The 16,285-nt window shown below is 59.2% G+C and carries 18 protein-coding genes; 5 read left to right on the top strand and 13 right to left on the bottom strand.

Annotation, left to right across the window (positions count from 1 at the left end):
• The first annotated feature begins 8 nt into the window (after positions 1-8).
• The 3 genes from ACSV9I_RS03510 (at position 9) to eno (ending at position 3,236) form a co-directional block, all read left to right on the top strand.
• Positions 9-902 carry a VOC family protein gene (locus ACSV9I_RS03510; protein ID WP_438327288.1) on the top strand — a complete coding sequence of 298 codons (894 nt, stop codon included), beginning with the start codon at positions 9-11 and terminating at the stop codon, positions 900-902.
• Positions 899-1,747 carry a 3-deoxy-8-phosphooctulonate synthase gene (gene kdsA, locus ACSV9I_RS03505; protein WP_438327286.1) on the top strand — a complete coding sequence of 283 codons (849 nt, stop codon included), beginning with the start codon at positions 899-901 and terminating at the stop codon, positions 1,745-1,747. The genes ACSV9I_RS03510 and kdsA overlap by 4 nt, the downstream gene beginning before the upstream one ends.
• Before the next feature lie 214 nt (positions 1,748-1,961).
• Positions 1,962-3,236, top strand: a complete 1,275-nt coding sequence (eno, locus tag ACSV9I_RS03500) for a phosphopyruvate hydratase (RefSeq protein WP_438327285.1) — start codon at positions 1,962-1,964, stop codon at positions 3,234-3,236.
• A 174-nt stretch (positions 3,237-3,410) separates the two neighbouring features.
• Here eno and ACSV9I_RS03495 read toward each other — a convergent pair whose 3' ends face one another.
• The 6 genes from ACSV9I_RS03495 to ACSV9I_RS03470 form a co-directional block, all read right to left on the bottom strand.
• On the bottom strand, positions 3,411-4,658 hold the full coding sequence (locus ACSV9I_RS03495; protein ID WP_438327283.1) for a multidrug effflux MFS transporter: 1,248 nt from the start codon (positions 4,656-4,658) through the stop codon (positions 3,411-3,413).
• Between the two features lie 88 nt (positions 4,659-4,746).
• Positions 4,747-5,079 (bottom strand): Grx4 family monothiol glutaredoxin, encoded by a 333-nt coding sequence (gene grxD / locus ACSV9I_RS03490; protein WP_438327281.1) that lies wholly within the window; start codon positions 5,077-5,079, stop codon positions 4,747-4,749.
• Between the two features lie 106 nt (positions 5,080-5,185).
• Positions 5,186-5,431 (bottom strand): hypothetical protein, encoded by a 246-nt coding sequence (locus ACSV9I_RS03485; RefSeq protein WP_438327279.1) that lies wholly within the window; start codon positions 5,429-5,431, stop codon positions 5,186-5,188.
• A 23-nt stretch (positions 5,432-5,454) separates the two neighbouring features.
• Complete coding sequence (locus ACSV9I_RS03480) at positions 5,455-5,688, bottom strand: BolA/IbaG family iron-sulfur metabolism protein (RefSeq protein WP_062278593.1); 234 nt, start codon at positions 5,686-5,688, stop codon at positions 5,455-5,457.
• 116 nt (positions 5,689-5,804) lie between these two features.
• Entirely contained in the window at positions 5,805-8,027 is a 2,223-nt protein-coding gene (gene purL / locus ACSV9I_RS03475; protein WP_438327277.1) for a phosphoribosylformylglycinamidine synthase subunit PurL, read from the bottom strand.
• 144 nt (positions 8,028-8,171) lie between these two features.
• Positions 8,172-9,590 (bottom strand): PLP-dependent aminotransferase family protein, encoded by a 1,419-nt coding sequence (locus ACSV9I_RS03470; protein ID WP_438327275.1) that lies wholly within the window; start codon positions 9,588-9,590, stop codon positions 8,172-8,174.
• Positions 9,591-9,671: 81 nt separating this feature from the next.
• Here ACSV9I_RS03470 and ACSV9I_RS03465 point away from each other — a divergent pair, with 81 nt between their 5' ends.
• Positions 9,672-9,944, top strand: a complete 273-nt coding sequence (locus ACSV9I_RS03465) for a DUF1127 domain-containing protein (RefSeq protein WP_438327274.1) — start codon at positions 9,672-9,674, stop codon at positions 9,942-9,944.
• Here ACSV9I_RS03465 and ACSV9I_RS03460 read toward each other — a convergent pair whose 3' ends face one another.
• Genes ACSV9I_RS03460 through purC form a run of 5 tightly spaced genes read right to left on the bottom strand, consistent with a single transcriptional unit; the run spans position 9,945 to position 12,366 of the window.
• Positions 9,945-10,337 (bottom strand): hypothetical protein, encoded by a 393-nt coding sequence (locus tag ACSV9I_RS03460; protein ID WP_438327271.1) that lies wholly within the window; start codon positions 10,335-10,337, stop codon positions 9,945-9,947.
• Between the two features lie 58 nt (positions 10,338-10,395).
• Positions 10,396-11,067 carry a phosphoribosylformylglycinamidine synthase subunit PurQ gene (gene purQ / locus ACSV9I_RS03455; RefSeq protein WP_054158415.1) on the bottom strand — a complete coding sequence of 224 codons (672 nt, stop codon included), beginning with the start codon at positions 11,065-11,067 and terminating at the stop codon, positions 10,396-10,398.
• Positions 11,064-11,321, bottom strand: coding sequence for a hypothetical protein (locus ACSV9I_RS03450; RefSeq protein ID WP_438327269.1), 258 nt, complete (start codon positions 11,319-11,321; stop codon positions 11,064-11,066). Before ACSV9I_RS03450 ends, purQ begins: the two co-directional genes overlap by 4 nt.
• Before the next feature lie 19 nt (positions 11,322-11,340).
• Positions 11,341-11,583: a phosphoribosylformylglycinamidine synthase subunit PurS gene (gene purS / locus ACSV9I_RS03445; protein ID WP_438327267.1), complete on the bottom strand. Its 243-nt coding sequence runs from the start codon at positions 11,581-11,583 to the stop codon at positions 11,341-11,343.
• 18 nt (positions 11,584-11,601) lie between these two features.
• Positions 11,602-12,366: a phosphoribosylaminoimidazolesuccinocarboxamide synthase gene (gene purC, locus ACSV9I_RS03440; protein ID WP_054158417.1), complete on the bottom strand. Its 765-nt coding sequence runs from the start codon at positions 12,364-12,366 to the stop codon at positions 11,602-11,604.
• A gap of 242 nt (positions 12,367-12,608) precedes the next feature.
• Between purC and ACSV9I_RS03435 the strand changes: the two genes are divergently transcribed.
• Positions 12,609-12,923, top strand: coding sequence for a DUF1476 domain-containing protein (locus tag ACSV9I_RS03435; protein ID WP_054158418.1), 315 nt, complete (start codon positions 12,609-12,611; stop codon positions 12,921-12,923).
• 34 nt (positions 12,924-12,957) lie between these two features.
• Here ACSV9I_RS03435 and ACSV9I_RS03430 read toward each other — a convergent pair whose 3' ends face one another.
• Positions 12,958-15,483, bottom strand: coding sequence for an EAL domain-containing protein (locus tag ACSV9I_RS03430; protein ID WP_438327264.1), 2,526 nt, complete (start codon positions 15,481-15,483; stop codon positions 12,958-12,960).
• A 130-nt stretch (positions 15,484-15,613) separates the two neighbouring features.
• A complete protein-coding gene (locus ACSV9I_RS03425) occupies positions 15,614-16,162 on the bottom strand; it encodes an RBBP9/YdeN family alpha/beta hydrolase (protein WP_438327262.1) in 549 nt (182 codons plus the stop codon).
• Positions 16,163-16,285: the final 123 nt, after the last annotated feature.

The following is a 16,285-nucleotide window of genomic DNA, read 5'->3' as shown; positions in this document are numbered from 1 at the left end:
AGCTGGACATGATTGAAGATAGTCAAGCATCACGCGCCATCGACCATCTGGTGCTGCCGGTTGGATCTCTTGATCAGGCAAGGGCTCGGCTGTCCGCGCTCGGTTTTACCGTGGCGAGCGATGCGCGCCATCCCTTTGGCACCGAAAACGCCTGTGTCTTCTTCACCGACGATACCTATCTTGAGCCCTTGGCGGTCGGTAGCCGCGAGGATTGCGAGGTCGCGGCAAAAGGCGGCAATGTGTTCGTTGCCCGTCATCTTGCCTTTCGGTTCCGTCGTGATGAGGGTTTGTCGGCCGTTGTCGTCAAGTCTGATGGTGCCGAAACGGATCACAAGCGTTTCGTCGAAGAGGGCATGAGTGCGGGTGAGGTGCTTCAGTTCTCGCGGACCTTTCGGTTTCCCGACGGGCGAACTGCGGATGGCACGTTTCGTCTCGCCTTCGCCGCCGATCTGCGCGCGCCGGACTTCTTCGCCTTTGCCTGTCAGCGGGTGAATGTCTTGCCGGTGGATCGCGGGTTGCTAGCAGTCCATCCGAATGCGTCAATCGGCTTGGCGCGTGTGGTTCTCGTTGAAGATAATCCGAGCGACTTCCAGTATCTGTTCGAAACGGTTTTGGCGCAGCGCGACGTCACGGCCCATTCCTTCGGTCTGTCGATCCAGAGTGGCAATGCGGTGGTCGAGGTGCTGACGCCCGAAGGTTTTGTCGCCCACTACGGCCAGACGGTGGTAACGGCGGGCAGGGGCTTGATCGGCGCGGCCGTTGTCATGACGAGCCGGGATCTCGGCGTGACAGAAGCCTGTCTCGCTGCTAATGGCGTCACCTATCAGAGAAAGGGCGCGCGCATTGTTGTCGCGCCGGAAAAGGGCCAGGGCGTCGCCTTTGCCTTCGAGGAGATCAAATGAGTAAGGCTACCAATTCTGAAGTGACCGTTGGTGAAGGCGCGGGTAAGGCCGTTTTCTCGCAAACGGGCCGTTTTGCGCTGATCGCCGGACCCTGCCAGATGGAAAGCCGTGATCATGCCTTCATGATCGCCGGCCAGCTGGTTGAGCTCTGCCGCGAGCTCGGCCTCGGTCTCGTCTACAAGTCGTCCTTCGATAAGGCAAACCGTACGTCGCTTTCGGCCGAGCGTGGTATCGGCCTCGAAACAGCAATGGAAGTCTTTGCCGACATCAAGAAGGAATTTGGCGTTCCGGTCCTCACCGACATCCATACCGAGGAACAGTGTGCGGCCGTTGCACCGACTGTGGACGTTTTGCAGATCCCGGCCTTTCTGTGCCGCCAGACCGATCTTCTTGTTGCGGCCGCCAAAACAGGACGTGCCATCAATGTCAAGAAGGGTCAGTTTCTGGCGCCCTGGGACATGAAAAACGTGCTGAACAAGCTGAATGCCAGCGGCAACCCGAATGTCCTTCTCTGCGAACGCGGCGCCTCCTTCGGCTATAACACGCTCGTCTCCGATATGCGCTCTTTGCCGATTATGGCGGCCATGGGTGCACCCGTCGTCTTTGATGCGACCCATTCAGTGCAGCAGCCCGGCGGGCAGGGTGGTTCTTCTGGCGGCCAGCGCGAGTTTGTCGAGACGCTTGCCCGTGCGGCGGTGGCTGTTGGCGTTGGTGGTCTGTTCATCGAGACCCACCAGGATCCCGACAATGCACCGTCGGACGGCCCGAACATGGTCAAGATCACCGACATGCGGCGCCTCTTGGAAAAACTGATCGCCTTCGACGATATCGCCAAGGCTGTCTGAGAGGTATTTTCGGCGCTTCAAACGGTTCAAGCCCGAGAAGCGCTAGCTCCCTCCTTTTCAATCGATTGAATATCGATCTTTCTTCACTCGATCTGTCATTGTATTTTCCCGATCATCGGATAAGACAGGGGGGACTCAAAGGCGGGTCTGGTGGCTCCAAGGCCCTGTGACCGGCCTCCGAGCCTTGTCAATTTTCCGTCCACAGGGAGCGAACATGACCGCCATTACCGACATCATCGGCCGCGAGATCCTCGACAGCCGCGGCAATCCGACCGTCGAAGTCGACGTCCATCTCGAAGACGGCAGCATGGGCCGTGCCGCTGTGCCGTCGGGCGCGTCGACGGGTGCGCACGAAGCCGTCGAACTGCGTGACGGTGGGTCGCGTTACCTCGGCAAGGGCGTCGAGAAGGCTGTCGAAGCCGTCAATGGCGAGATCTATGATGCGCTTGGTGGTCATGACGCCGAGAACCAGATCCTCGTCGACAACCTGATGATTCAGCTCGACGGCACGCCGAACAAGTCGCGCCTCGGCGCCAACGCCATCCTCGGTGTTTCGCTTGCTGTGGCCAAGGCTGCCGCTCAGGCCTCTGGCCTTCCGCTCTATCGTTACGTGGGCGGTCCAAACGCCCATGTTCTGCCGGTGCCGATGATGAACATCATCAATGGCGGCGCGCATGCAGACAACCCGATCGACTTCCAGGAGTTCATGATCGTTCCTGTCGGTGCCGACAGCATCCGCGATGCGGTTCGTATGGGCTCCGAAGTCTTCCACACGCTGAAGAAGCAGCTTGCAGCGGATGGCCACAACACCAATGTCGGTGACGAAGGCGGCTTTGCCCCTGGTCTCGCTTCGGCGCCTGCCGCCCTCGATTTCATCATGAAGTCGATCGAAAAGGCTGGCTATCGTCCGGGCGAAGACATGCATATCGCGCTGGACTGCGCGTCGACCGAATTCTTCAAGGACGGCAAGTATGTGCTCGAAGGCGAAGGCCGCACGCTTGAGCCGGAAGCCATGGCCGACTATCTGGCCGAGCTCGCTGCCAAGTACCCGATCTTCTCGATCGAAGACGGCATGGCAGAAGACGACTGGGACGGCTGGAAGGCGCTGACCGACAAGATCGGCAAGACGGTTCAGCTCGTCGGCGACGATCTCTTCGTCACCAATTCCTCGCGTCTGCGCGACGGCATCAAGATGGGCGTTGCCAACTCCATCCTGGTGAAGGTCAACCAGATCGGTTCGCTGTCGGAAACGTTGGACGCCGTCTCGACCGCCAACCGTGCCGCCTACACGGCCGTCATGTCGCACCGTTCGGGCGAGACCGAAGATTCCACCATCGCCGATCTCGCGGTCGCTACGAACTGCGGTCAGATCAAGACCGGTTCGCTCGCGCGTTCTGATCGCACCGCCAAGTACAACCAGCTGATCCGCATTGAGGAAGAGCTGGGCCCGCAGGCCCGTTACGCAGGCTCTTCCATCCTGCGCGGCTGATCTCAAGGGTCGTCCAAATCAAAAGGCCCGCGTTGCATCTGCAGCGCGGGCCTTTTTCTGTCTGTCGTCTGGGTATCTAACGCAATTCCAGCGAAAAGTGCGAAGCGGTTTTGCGTCCGGCATTGCGTGAAAACAAAGACATGGAGCTGTTCCACAACTCCGTGTTCGTCTAAGTCAGAGCGGCTTGTTTTGCGCGTGGAACAGCCGTCCCTTTTCTCCAAGCAAAACGAAACCGAGGCCGATAATCGATACGATGAAATAACCTGCGACCATCGGCAGGGCCGTCCCGTTATAGGCCTGACCGATGCCGGCGCCGATCAGGGAGCCGCCAACCGTTCCCATGAAGCCGAGGACGGAGGAGGCAGTGCCGGCAACATGCCCGAGCGGCTCCATAGCGAGCGAATTGAAGTTCGATCCGATCCAGCCGAACTGGAACATCGCCAAAGAGAAGAAGGTGATGAACAGGAAAAACGGCATAGGCTGCGGTCCAAGCACTTGCACGACAAGCCAGAGGAAAGTGATCGCGATGAAGCCGAGCAATGAAGCATGCGAGAGTTTGCGCATGCCGAAACGCCCGACAAGCTTGGCGTTCACGAAGGACGACAGCGCCATGAAAAGCGCAACGGCGGCAAAAGCGACGGGGAACCAGACGCCAAGGCCGTAGATGCCGACATAGATCTGCTGCGCGGAGTTGATGAAGCCGAACAGCGCGCCGAAGATAAATGTGCTGGCGATGGTGTAGCAGAGCGCAACGCGATTGGTCAGCACAATGCGAAAGCCGTCGAAAATCACCCGTGGCGTGAAGGGGCGGATATCTTCCTTGGCCAGTGTTTCCGGCAGTCGGACATACATCCAGACCCCGACGATCACGGCGATGATTGCCATGAACACGAAAATCCAGTGCCAGTCGCCAAAAAGCATGATCACCTGGCCGGTACCCGGCGCCACGACTGGGATCACCATGAAGACCATCATGATCAGCGACATAACTTCGGCCATCTGGCGACCGCCGAACACGTCGCGCACGATCGATATGGTGATCACGCGCGTTGCCGCAGAGCCGATACCCTGGATAAAACGCAGCAGAAGCAGCGATCCGAACGAGGGTACAAATAGCACCGCAATCGATGACAATACATAGATTGCCAGGCCGAACATCATCGGCTTGCGCCGGCCGAAACGATCCGAAATGGGGCCATAGAAAAGCTGCGCAACACCGAAACCGATCAGATAGGCCGAGACGACATATTGCCGGTGGTTTTCGTTCTCGACATTGAGGGCGGCACCGATTTCCTGGAGGCCCGGCAGCATGATGTCGATGGCGAGGGCGTTGAGCGCCATGAGAAAAGCCATCATCGCAATGAATTCGGCGCGCCCCATGGCGCCCAGCGTCTTGCGTGACGCCTGTAACAAATCTGACATGATGAAATACCTAATAACGAGAACAAGGCGTTGCAGTGAGCAACGCCTTGTTCCGCGTGTTGTGTTGATGGCCCTTTGGCCTTGTATGTCAGGCGGCGCCGCGAACGGCGATGCCCTGGTCTTCGAAATGTGTCTTCAGCTCACCGGCCTGGAACATTTCCCGCACGATGTCGCAACCGCCGACGAACTCGCCCTTGATGTAGAGCTGCGGAATGGTCGGCCAGTTGGAAAATGTCTTGATGCCCTCGCGGATTTCCATATCGGCGAGCACGTTGATGCCCTTGTAGTCGACGCCAAGGTAATCAAGAATCTGCACCACTTGTCCGGAGAAGCCACACTGAGGGAACTGCGGCGTTCCCTTCATGAACAGGACCACGTCATTGGTCTTGACTTCGTTGGCGATGAATTCGTGCGCGCTCATGCATTGTTCCTTTCACATGCGGTTCAAGGCCGCAGCTTTGATCTTGGTGACAAATAGCAAGGCAAAACGGATTTTGCCAGTACCCCGATCGGGTGAGGCTATTGGTTCAGCGACTGCGCTGCACGCTGCGTTTCTGAGCGGAGCGTCGACGGCTAACCTGTTTGCGCGCAGGCTTTGCCGCCTTGCCTGTCCGTTTGGTGGTCTTGCGCGCGGGTTTCGCTCGGGTCGCTGTCGCCGACGCGGCCTTGCGCTTGCGGCGGCGCGTCGTCCGGGAGGTGCCGCTCTTCTTCAGGATCTCGTTCAACACGCCCTGAATAACGTTCTCGACAACTTCCTTGATCAGGTCAGCCATGCCCGCTCTTCTCCGCGACGCACTTATTCGGGAATGCTGGTCTGCAGCGCAAGCGCGTGCAATACGCCGCCCATATTGCCTTTCAAGGCATCATAGACCATCTGGTGCTGCTGGACCCGGCTCTTGCCACGGAAGGCCTCGGCGACGACTTCTGCGGCGTAATGATCTCCGTCACCGGCAAGGTCGCGGATGACCACCTTTGCGCCGGGGATGCCGGCCTTGATCATGTCTTCGATGTCGCCTGGTTTCATCGGCATGTAATGGGTCCCTCATGCAAATCAGCAATAAAGGCGACTATCTTCCATTCGCCGGGGTCTTTCAATGGGGCAGCATCAGGCTGCCCCATGCTCCACAGGGAGGTGGGGTTTTCCGATCAGGCGAGTTCGCCGTCCATGAGTGCCGGGAACCAGGCTTCATGCGCCTGCTTCAGTTCCTCGACGCCAACCGGCTTGGCATCGCCGAGCACGACGTTCGAACCGCCAGTGCGACCGATCCACGGGCAGAAGACGCCAGCGGCTTCGGCGCGGACCTGCACCTGGTCCACATCGGCCTCCTTGACTGTCAGCACATAGCGGCCCTGATCTTCTCCGTAGAAGACGGCAATCGGATTGGCGTCGGTGAGCGCGTTCACATGGGCGCCAATGCCGGATGCCATCGCCATCTCGGCAACCGCAAGAGCAAGACCGCCCGACGAGCAGTCGTGAACGGCGGTCGCCAGACCATCCTGGATCAGGTCGCGAACGAAATCGCCGACCTTCTTTTCATGGGCAAGGTCAACATGCGGTGCCGGACCATCCGTGCGGCCATGGATATCGCGAAGATAAACCGACTGCCCAAGATGCGTACCCCAGCTGGACGGCGCGCCTGCCAGCAGGATGGCTTCACCCTGAGCCGCAAAGCGGATGCGGGCCATCTTCTTCCAGTCCTTCATCAGGCCAACGCCGGCAATCGTCGGTGTCGGCAGGATTCCCTGGCCATTGGTCTCATTGTAGAGCGAGACATTGCCCGAGACGATCGGGAAGTCGAGCGCCTTGCAGGCCTCGCCGATGCCTTTGATCGCGAAGACGAACTGCCCCATGATCTCGGGGCGTTCGGGATTGCCGAAGTTCAGGTTGTCGGTCGCTGCCAGCGGGAGCGCACCGGTCGCGGTGATATTGCGCCAGCATTCGGCGACTGCCTGCTTGCCGCCTTCGAACGGGTCGGCCTCGACGTAGCGCGGGGTGACGTCAGACGAGAAGGCGAGCGCCTTGGAGGCGTGGCCTTCGACGCGGATGACACCGGCGTCACCGCCCGGCAGCTGCAGAGAGTTGCCCTGGATCAGCGTGTCATACTGTTCATAGACCCAGCGGCGTGAGGAGTTGTTGGCTGAGCCGACCAGCTTCAGGAGCGCGTCCGCCACATCGCCAACCGGGATGTCATTCTCGGCGAGCGGGGCAGGGGTCTTGGGCTCGATCCAGGGACGATCGTATTCCGGAGCCTCGTCGCCCAGTTCCTTGATCGGCAGGTTGGCGACTTCCTCACCTTGGTGCAGGACGCGGAAACGCAGGTCGTCGGTGGTGTAGCCGACAATCGCGAAATCGAGACCCCATTTCACGAAGATCGCCTTGGCGACCTCTTCCTTGGAGGGTTCAAGCACCATGAGCATCCGCTCCTGGCTTTCCGACAGCATCATTTCATAGGCCGTCATGCGCTCTTCGCGCACCGGCACCTTATCGAGCTGCAGTTCGATGCCGAGGCCGCCCTTGGCGCCCATTTCGACCGCCGAGCAGGTCAGGCCGGCAGCCCCCATGTCCTGGATAGCGATGACTGCACCGGTTTGCATCAGTTCGAGGCAGGCTTCGAGCAGGCACTTTTCGGTGAAGGGGTCGCCGACCTGGACCGTCGGGCGCTTTTCTTCGATCGATTCGTCGAATTCGGCGGACGCCATGGTGGCGCCACCGACGCCGTCACGGCCGGTCTTGGCGCCGAGATAGACGACCGGCAGGCCGACGCCCTTGGCTTCCGACAGGAAGATGCCGTCTGCCTTGGCAAGGCCGGCTGCGAATGCGTTGACCAGGATATTACCATTGTAACGGGCGTCGAATTCGACTTCGCCGCCAACCGTCGGCACGCCGAAGGAATTGCCGTAGCCGCCGACGCCGGCAACGACGCCAGCGACGAGATGCTTGGTCTTCGGGTGGTCCGGCGCGCCAAAGCGCAGGGCGTTCATGGCAGCGACCGGACGGGCGCCCATGGTGAAGACGTCACGCAGAATGCCGCCGACGCCGGTTGCAGCACCCTGATAGGGCTCGATGTAAGACGGGTGGTTGTGGCTCTCCATCTTGAAAACGACGACGTCGCCGTCATCGATATCGACGACACCGGCATTTTCGCCAGGTCCCTGAATGACGCGCGGACCTTTGGTCGGCAGCGTCTTCAGCCACTTCTTCGAAGACTTGTAGGAGCAGTGCTCGTTCCACATTGCCGAGAAAATCCCGAGCTCGGTGAAGGTCGGCTCGCGTCCGATCAGGTTCAGGATGCGATCGTATTCGTCCGGCTTCAGGCCGTGGCTTGCGATCAATTCTGCGGTGATGGGACGGGAGTTGGAAACGGTCATCTGGCTCTCAGGGCAATGGAGATCGGTGGGAGATCGGTTTCGAGGCAGCCTATATCCCAAGCCTGCGCCGGGCGCACTTGAAAAATGCGCCGTATTGCCGCTTTCCTGCCGCTTTCACGGCAATCTGGTCCGATCTTGGTTGTCTCAGAGGATAGCGCTGGTGCCGAGCGGAGACTGATCGAGAATGCGCCGCACCTTCTTCAGGCCCTCGGTCGAAATCGACCTGTCGCGCCCCTCGCTGAAGCCGATACGCACGTGATGGAACACCCGCGAAGAGCGTGCCGGCTTAAACTCGTCCTCATCGTCGATGAGCACATCGGCATCCAGTGCTGCCTGCTTGAAGGTGCCGGAAAGCCAGGGTTCCTGGAGCTTAAGCCAGAAGAAAGGGAGCTTCGGATGCGAGCGAAACTCGTGGCCTGCGAAGAGATTTCGCACGATCGTCTCGCGTGCGGTGATTTCCGAAAGGACGTCCTTGCGGATTTGAAAAGCGGCGCCAGACAGGACCAGCCGTGCCGACAACTCAGCCAGCAGGAAGGGTAGGCCCCCGCTGACCATCTTCTGCGTAATGCGGATCCTCTGGCTCATATGGGGCGGACAGGCGACCCAGCCGCCACGCACGCCGGCAGCAACTGATTTCGATAGGCCATTCAGCAGAAATGTCCGGTCTGGTGCGATTTCCGCCAAGAGCGGAATGTCATCGCCGATCATTCCGCCGTACAAATAGTCCTCGATCAGCCAGACATTATGCTTGCGAGCAATGTCGACGATCTCCCTGCGGCGCGACAATGGGAGCGTGCTGAGCGTCGGGTTCTGGCCCGACGACATGATGAAAGCCGCCTTCGGGTGCTCTCGGGCGCAGACCCGTTCGAAATCCTCCGGCACGATGCCGTCGGCGTCGGACTCGACCAGTGCAATCTGACGCCCCATCAGATTGGCGCTGCGGGCGACTTGCGAATAGGTCAGGTGCTCACAGACAATCCGGTCGCCCGTGCCGCTGACGGCGGCAATCACGGCGTTTATGCCGGCATGGACGCCGAGCTGGGGCAGGATCTGTCCGGGCTCCGGCGACCATGTGCCGGATGACAGCCATTGGCGCCCTGCCTCGAGCCAGTCAGGGGATAGTGTGCGTGTGTAGCTGGAAATCTCGCCCGGATGCGCGGAAGCAATCTCGGTCATGATCCGCCCGACGATCTCCGCCTGGCCGACATCGATGGCGGCCGTGGTGTCGAACCGAAGTTTGCCCGGCGGCGGAACGATGGCGCGGGTGCCGCCATAGCTCATGGTGACCCGATCTTGCGCAATCGGTGCGCCACTTCGATCGTCGGACTGGACATAGGTTCCGCGCCCGACTTCGCCGGTGACCAGCCCTCTTTCGCGCAGAAGGGCATAAGCTCGTGAAATTGTCCCGATTGTCACCCCGACGTCGTAAGCCAGATCACGCTGCGGCGGCAGCTTGGTGCCATGCGGCAAGACACCTGATTTTATGGCACTTTCGGCATCATCTGCGATGCGCAGATAAAGTGGGCCGGAGCGACTGTCGAGATTGGGGAGCCAATTTGTCATGATGACAATTGTGTAGATTGTCATCGTTGCAAAGTCAATTCATACCGACCGCTACAAGCCAATCGCCGAAAGGAGACGAAGATGGTGACAATAGATACAATCGTGTCTGTGGCCCGGGCGCCCATTGCTGACGGTCAGGCCACTGATCAGATGATTGTCCCCGATAGGTCGGCTTGGATAAAGATCTTCGCCAGATGGCGGCTATGGGGGCGCCGACGCAGGACGCGTGTTCATCTGTCGGAGTTGACTGTTGATCAGTTGCGGGATGTCGGTTTGACGCCCGACGATGCGCGGCGAGAGGTCAGCCGGTCGCGGTTTCTGTCGATCGAGCGGCCATTCCAGCCGCCGTTCTGATCAGCAGTCCTTGGCGCCGTTGGCCCAGCGGACGACGTCCTTGCGGATGCGTGGCGCAACGGCTTCGTTCATCATCGGGCCGAACGCGTCGAGGCGCGCCGGTTTGCCTTCAGCCTGTACGACCAGCAGAGGACGTATATCGGCTGAATTCTTGCGGACAAGTAGAATGCGCGGCCGGCCGGAGAAGGATGTAAGTTCCGGAGCGAGAGAATAGGCCTTGAAAGCCGGATCGCCCGATTTGAACCAGCAGCGATTGGCGCCGACGGCGACCTTCTCCATGATGTCGAGCGCTGACTGGCTTGGTGCGGAGGGCTTCGGTGCCTCTGGCTTGCAGCCTGCCAGCAGGCCGGCGAATGCGAGGGAGGCGATCATGAAAAGGGGGGGGCGGCGCATGGTCTAATCCTGCTTGATGCCGCATCCCTAGCAGCGAAAGCGTTAATCGGAGATTAACTTACGCGGCGATCACGTCCAGAGCTGAAGCAAAAATGCCGCGTCCGTCGTTGCCGCCATGGGCTGCCTCGATCAGGTTTTCCGGGTGCGGCATCATGCCCAGTACATTGCCCTTGGCATTGATCACCCCGGCAATGTCGTTCATGGAGCCGTTCGGGTTGGTGCCGTCTGCATAGCGGAATACGACTTGGCCATTGCCTTCGATTGCCTTCAGCGTCTCAGCATCGGCAAAATAGTTGCCGTCATGATGGGCGACCGGGCAGCGGATGATCTGCCCCTTGGCATAGGCGCGGGTGAAGTCCGTATCGGCATTCGCCACTTCAAGCTTGATTTCCTTGCAGACGAACTTGAGCGACGTATTGCGCATCAAAGCACCTGGCAGCATGCCGGCCTCGACAAGGATCTGGAAGCCGTTGCACACGCCGATCACTTTGACGCCCTTTTCAGCCTTTTCCTTGATCGCCTGCATCACGGGCATCCGGGCCGCGATCGCGCCGCAGCGCAGATAGTCGCCATACGAGAATCCACCGGGGATGACGATCAGGTCGACATCCGGAATTTCCGTTTCTGTCTGCCAGATGGTCACCGGCGCGTGTCCGGAGATCTTGGTCAGGGCCGCGATCATGTCACGGTCACGATTGAGGCCTGGGAGCTGGACGACGGCTGATTTCATGGCTGTGGCTCAAACCTTATCTGGGCTTGCTGGAACTCGCGCAGTTCCAGTCTATTGTCGATCCGATCTAGTCGGCTTTCGAAGTGTCCGGTGGTGGCGCGCAGGTTGTTTACATCACCCTGCAGCGCATGCAGTTGCGCACGCATTGTCTGATTATCCGCGCGCAACTCGCCGATGGCAAAGTCGACCTTGTCAAATCGATGATTGAGCTTCTTCAGAAGCTCGAAGATCAACTCGTTGGTGACTTCGGCCATCGTGCATCCCCCTCAACCCTCAGGCGACGGAGATAGTATAGTTCTCGATGACCGTGTTGGCGAGGAGCTTCTCGCACATCGCCTTCAGCTCATTTTCCGCCTTGGCCTTGTCGTCGCCGGCAAGCTCGAGATCGAAGACCTTGCCCTGGCGAACCTGGCCAACGCCGTCGAAGCCGAGTGCGCCGAGTGCGCCTTCGATGGCCTTGCCCTGGGGGTCGAGAACGCCGTTCTTCAGGGTAACGGTCACACGTGCCTTGATCACTTGTCTTATCTCCAAACCTTACTTGACCAGAACCGGGCCAGTGCCGCGCACCGGTTCATTCTCATTCATGATGCCGAGACGGCGAGCCACTTCCTGATAGGCTTCGAGAAGGCCGCCCATGTCGTGGCGGAAGCGATCCTTGTCGAGCTTCTCGCGGGTTTCGATGTCCCATAAGCGGCAGCTATCCGGCGAGATCTCGTCTGCCAGGATGATCCGCATCATGTCGCCTTCGAAGAGGCGACCACACTCGATCTTGAAGTCGACAAGCTGGATGCCGATGCCAAGAAACAGGCCGGACAGGAAGTCGTTGACGCGGATGGCAAGGGCCATGATGTCATCGAGTTCGGCAGGATTTGCCCAGCCAAACGCCGTGATGTGCTCTTCAGAGACCATCGGATCGGCCAGCGTATCGGACTTGTAGTAGAATTCGATGATCGAGCGCGGCAGAACAACGCCTTCTTCAATGCCGAGACGCGCTGACAGGGAGCCGGCCGCAACATTGCGCACGACGATCTCGAGCGGAATGATTTCCACTTCCTTGATCAGCTGCTCGCGCATGTTCATGCGACGGATGAAATGCGTGGGAATGCCGATCTTGTTCAGATGCGTGAAGACGTATTCGGAGATGCGATTGTTGAGCACGCCCTTTCCGTCGATGACTTCATGCTTCTTCTTGTTGAATGCGGTCGCGTCGTCCTTGAAGAACTGGATCAGCGTGCCGGGCTCAGGACCCTCGTACAGGATCTTTGCCTTGCCCTCGTAAACGCGGCGGCGACGGTTCATGGGTGAATTTCTCTGTTGTTGGCATCGCGGCACATCGGCGCAGATGCTGTGGATCGGTCTTTGAAGCGGTCCCTTAAAGGAAAAGCGTCGTTTTCACAATGCAGCAGTTAAACCCTTCCCGCCAAAACGGCACCCCACCGGGCTTCATGCCGGAATCGATCAAGTTTACATTGCACTTTGTACTCCCTTTTGATTAATGGGGAAACGAATCTGAACGACCATGGACAAAATGGGAGACTGACATGAGCGGCATGAGTGATCGCGAAAAAGCCTTCGAAAACAAGTTCGCACACGATCAGGAACTTCGCTTCAAGGCGGAAGCACGGCGCAACAAGCTGATTGGCCTCTGGGCTGCCGGTCTGCTCGGCAAGGCCGATCCGGATGCTTACGCCAAGGAAGTGATCGCCTCCGATTTCGAGGAAGCGGGTGATGAGGACGTTTTGCGCAAGCTGAGCGCGGATCTTGCAGCCGGTGGCGTGTCGATCACCGATGAAGAGCTTCGCGCCAAGCTGGTCGATTTTCTCGGACAAGCGATCGAGCAGGTTCAGAACACCTGATCTCGCTTCATCGGGTTGAACGAAGCTGCTGCAGTCAGTCGACTGCGGCGGTTTTTTTGTGCTTGGCCAGAAGAGCCGTGGTGGCTGCGAAGTCGAGCGGGCGCGATAGGCCGAAACCTTGCAGGACATCGCAACCCAGCCGCTTCAGGATGCGTGCATGCTCCTCTGTCTCAACGCCTTCGGCGGTGACCTTGATCTTCAGCGATCGGGCGATCTGGATGATTGACATGACAAGAACGCGTTGTTCCTGGCTCGTCGGGAGATGCTCAACCAATTGTCGATCAATCTTCAGCGTGCTGGGCTTCAGATTGAGAAGGCCGACGATCGAAGCGTGACCTGTGCCGAAGTCATCGATTTCAATGTCGATCGAGAGCTCGCGCAGCGTCTCCAGATTGGTCATGACGGTCGCATCTTGCCGGTCCAGGAAGACGCTCTCCAGGATTTCGAAGGAGACGGTACCTGGCCGGATGTTCAGTGAGCCCAGTCCCTGGGCGAGGTCCGGATCCGTGAGCCGTCGAGCTGAAACATTGACGGAGATTTTCGGAAGATTCAGGCCCTGCTGACGCCATGTCTCGAGGTCGGCCAGGGACTTGTCCAGCATGATGCGGTCGATCTGCGCCAGCACACCGCATTCTTCCGCCATTGGCAGAAAACGATCGGGACCAAGAATGCCGTGTTGCGGGTGCTGCCAGCGCGCAAGGCATTCCGCACCGACGATTTGGCGTGTTCGAGCATCATACTGCAGTTGATAATAAGGAACGATCTCATCCTGCTCGAGCGCACGTAGCAGCTCGCTGGAGAGGCGTCTGGCGTCGGCCAGGATCGTTCGGCTCGATTGTGTGTAGAATTCATGCCGGCTGCGGCCGTGGTTCTTGGCGTTATAGAGCGCGATGTCGGCATTTTGCAGCAGTTGCCTCGGGTCTGCGAGTACATCAGTCGAATAGGCAATCCCGATGCTGGCACCAAAGCGGCATTCGTGACCCTTGTGCCATACGGGATGACGCATGGTCCCGATGATCCGGTCTGCCAGCAAGGAGAGGTTCTTCTCGGATCCGTCATAGTCGACCAGCAACACAAACTCGTCGCCACCAATCCGAGCGGCAAAGCCATCTGGCCCGATATTGTCGAGGAGAACGCGGGCCGCATGCTTGAGCATGGCATCACCGGCGCCGTGGCCGAGTGTGTCATTGATCTGCTTGAAGCGATCAAGATCGATATGAAGGACCGCGATACCCTGTCTTGGCGTATCGCCATCCTTGCGCCAGCTGTCGAGGCGTGCCTCAAGGAAGCGGCGATTGGGGAGCCCGGTCAGATGATCGTGCATGGCCGAATACTCGGCATCGATCCTTGTCTTTTCGAGTTCGGCATTTCGGGCCTCGGCAAGCGCCTTTTGTCTCTCCAGCTCTTCCCTCAGCCGGTGATCTTCGGTGACATCCCAGTTGACGCCGATCATCTTAAGGGCGCCGTCCTGATCCAGATAGGGCAGGCTGTTGGAGCGGATGAAGCGGGTCGAGCCGTCCTTGGCGATGATGCGGTATTCATCTGTAAAGGGGCGCAGTTCCTTGATCCGGGCTGCGACATAGGTAAGCGTGCGCTCTCGATCGTCGGGATGCAGCTTGCGCTCCCAGAAGTCGCCCACCTTGATATCGGCGTCGCCGGAAAACTCGAAGATCCGCCGCATACCGTCGTCCCAATCACTGGTCCCGGTTGAAAAATCGGTCTCGAAGATTCCGATCCGCGAAAGATCCAGCGCCAGTTTCAGCCGACGCGAAAGACCTTCCAGCCACTCTTCCTGATCCTTGCGTGCGGTAACGTCCGTATCGGTTCCAACGATCCTTGCAGGCTGGCCACTTTCATTCCGTTCGACGCAGGCCCCCCTGCATTCGATCCAGATGTAGTGTCCGTCCTTGTGTCGCTCGCGATACTCGAAGGTCATGTAGTCCGGATCACCGGCATTCTGTCGCTCGATACAGTGCAGGACCCGCTCGCGATCTTGCGGATGCACGAGTTCCAGCCACTCGTCTGTGTTCGGTGGGATCGGATCCTCTGGTTTAAGGCCGCGGATCGCACGCCAAACGTCGGAATAATAGAGTTCCCCCGTGCTCCTCTGGTCCCAGACGCCCGATACGGAACAGACCAAGGCATGGTTCCAGCGGCTTTCCCGCTCGGCCAGAAGATCGATGCTCTCCCGGAGGGACGTGATCTCGGTCAACTGCAGTAGAATGGCGGGTAGGCGGGGTGGAGGGCCAAGGTGAGGGCGCGCTAGCGCCGCAATGTACGTTTTCGTTGGGTTCGCCTTCGTGCGGATTTCCAATGTGGCGGACGGTCCGCCCATGGCAATCCTGCGCAAGGCAAGCCAAAAGGCGGAAGCATTCTCATCCAGAATGGCTGTCGCGAAATCATGGCCACGCGCGAGGTTGCCGATGACGGAGCGCATCGCCTCGTTTTGATCCTGCAGAATACCCGTTTCGCCGATCCATGCGGCTGGCCATGGCAAGTCGCGGATCTGGATCGAGTTGCTTCGGGCAACTGGCACCTCGGCGGCAACGTCTGGGCGCAAGAGCGGGCTCCGAACTCAAGAGTTTACCCCAAGAGTTTATAAGAGCCACCTTAAGAAGGCTTTAAAAGGTTGTAGTCCGTCTGCGTCTGTCGATCAGCGCGTGTCTGAAAGCCGTGTTTGAAGCTTGCGCTTAAAGCCGTCCTAGGAACTGCGCAAACACCATCGTGCCCTCAGGCCATGGACCATGGCCCGATTCCGCATTGATATGACCGGATTCGCCTGCATCGATCAGGAATGAGCCCCACGCATTGGTGACGTCTTCAGCATGGGCGTATGTCCCGAACGGGTCGTTGCGGCTGGCGATCGTGATCGAGGGAAAGGGCAGGGGATCGCGCGGATAGGGGCCAAAGGTCATCAGGTGTTTCGGCCGAATGTCCGGATTTGCGACATCTGGCGGGGCAACGAGGAAAGCCCCCGCGATCCGCTGCGTCATCCGCGGTACCGCATGGATGACGGTGGGCACGCCCAGCGAGTGGGCCACCAGCACAACGGGACGTGTCGCTCTGTTGACCTCTTCGACCACGCGGTCGATCCAGTCTTCGCGCACCGGCTTCGACCACTCGGCCTGTTCGACACGCCTTGCCGTCGACAGCTTCGATTCCCAGCGGGTCTGCCAGTGATCGGGTCCGGAATTAGTGTAGCCGGGGACAATCAGGATTTCTGCTTCTGAGACTTTCATGGCCCCTATCTGCGTTTCCACCGGCGCGACGTCAAGGTTCCAGAACGGATCCTGGCGAAGCTTTTTGCGCGCGACGGACCTCTTTTCCCGTGTCGATGCCATCACGACAACTTGTGGCGGCGG

Source organism: Rhizobium sp. G187 (assembly GCF_051549525.1).
In the GTDB taxonomy this organism is placed as follows: domain Bacteria; phylum Pseudomonadota; class Alphaproteobacteria; order Rhizobiales; family Rhizobiaceae; genus Allorhizobium.
Note: the sequence above shows the minus strand (reverse complement) of the source record. Positions and strands in the feature narration are given on the sequence as shown.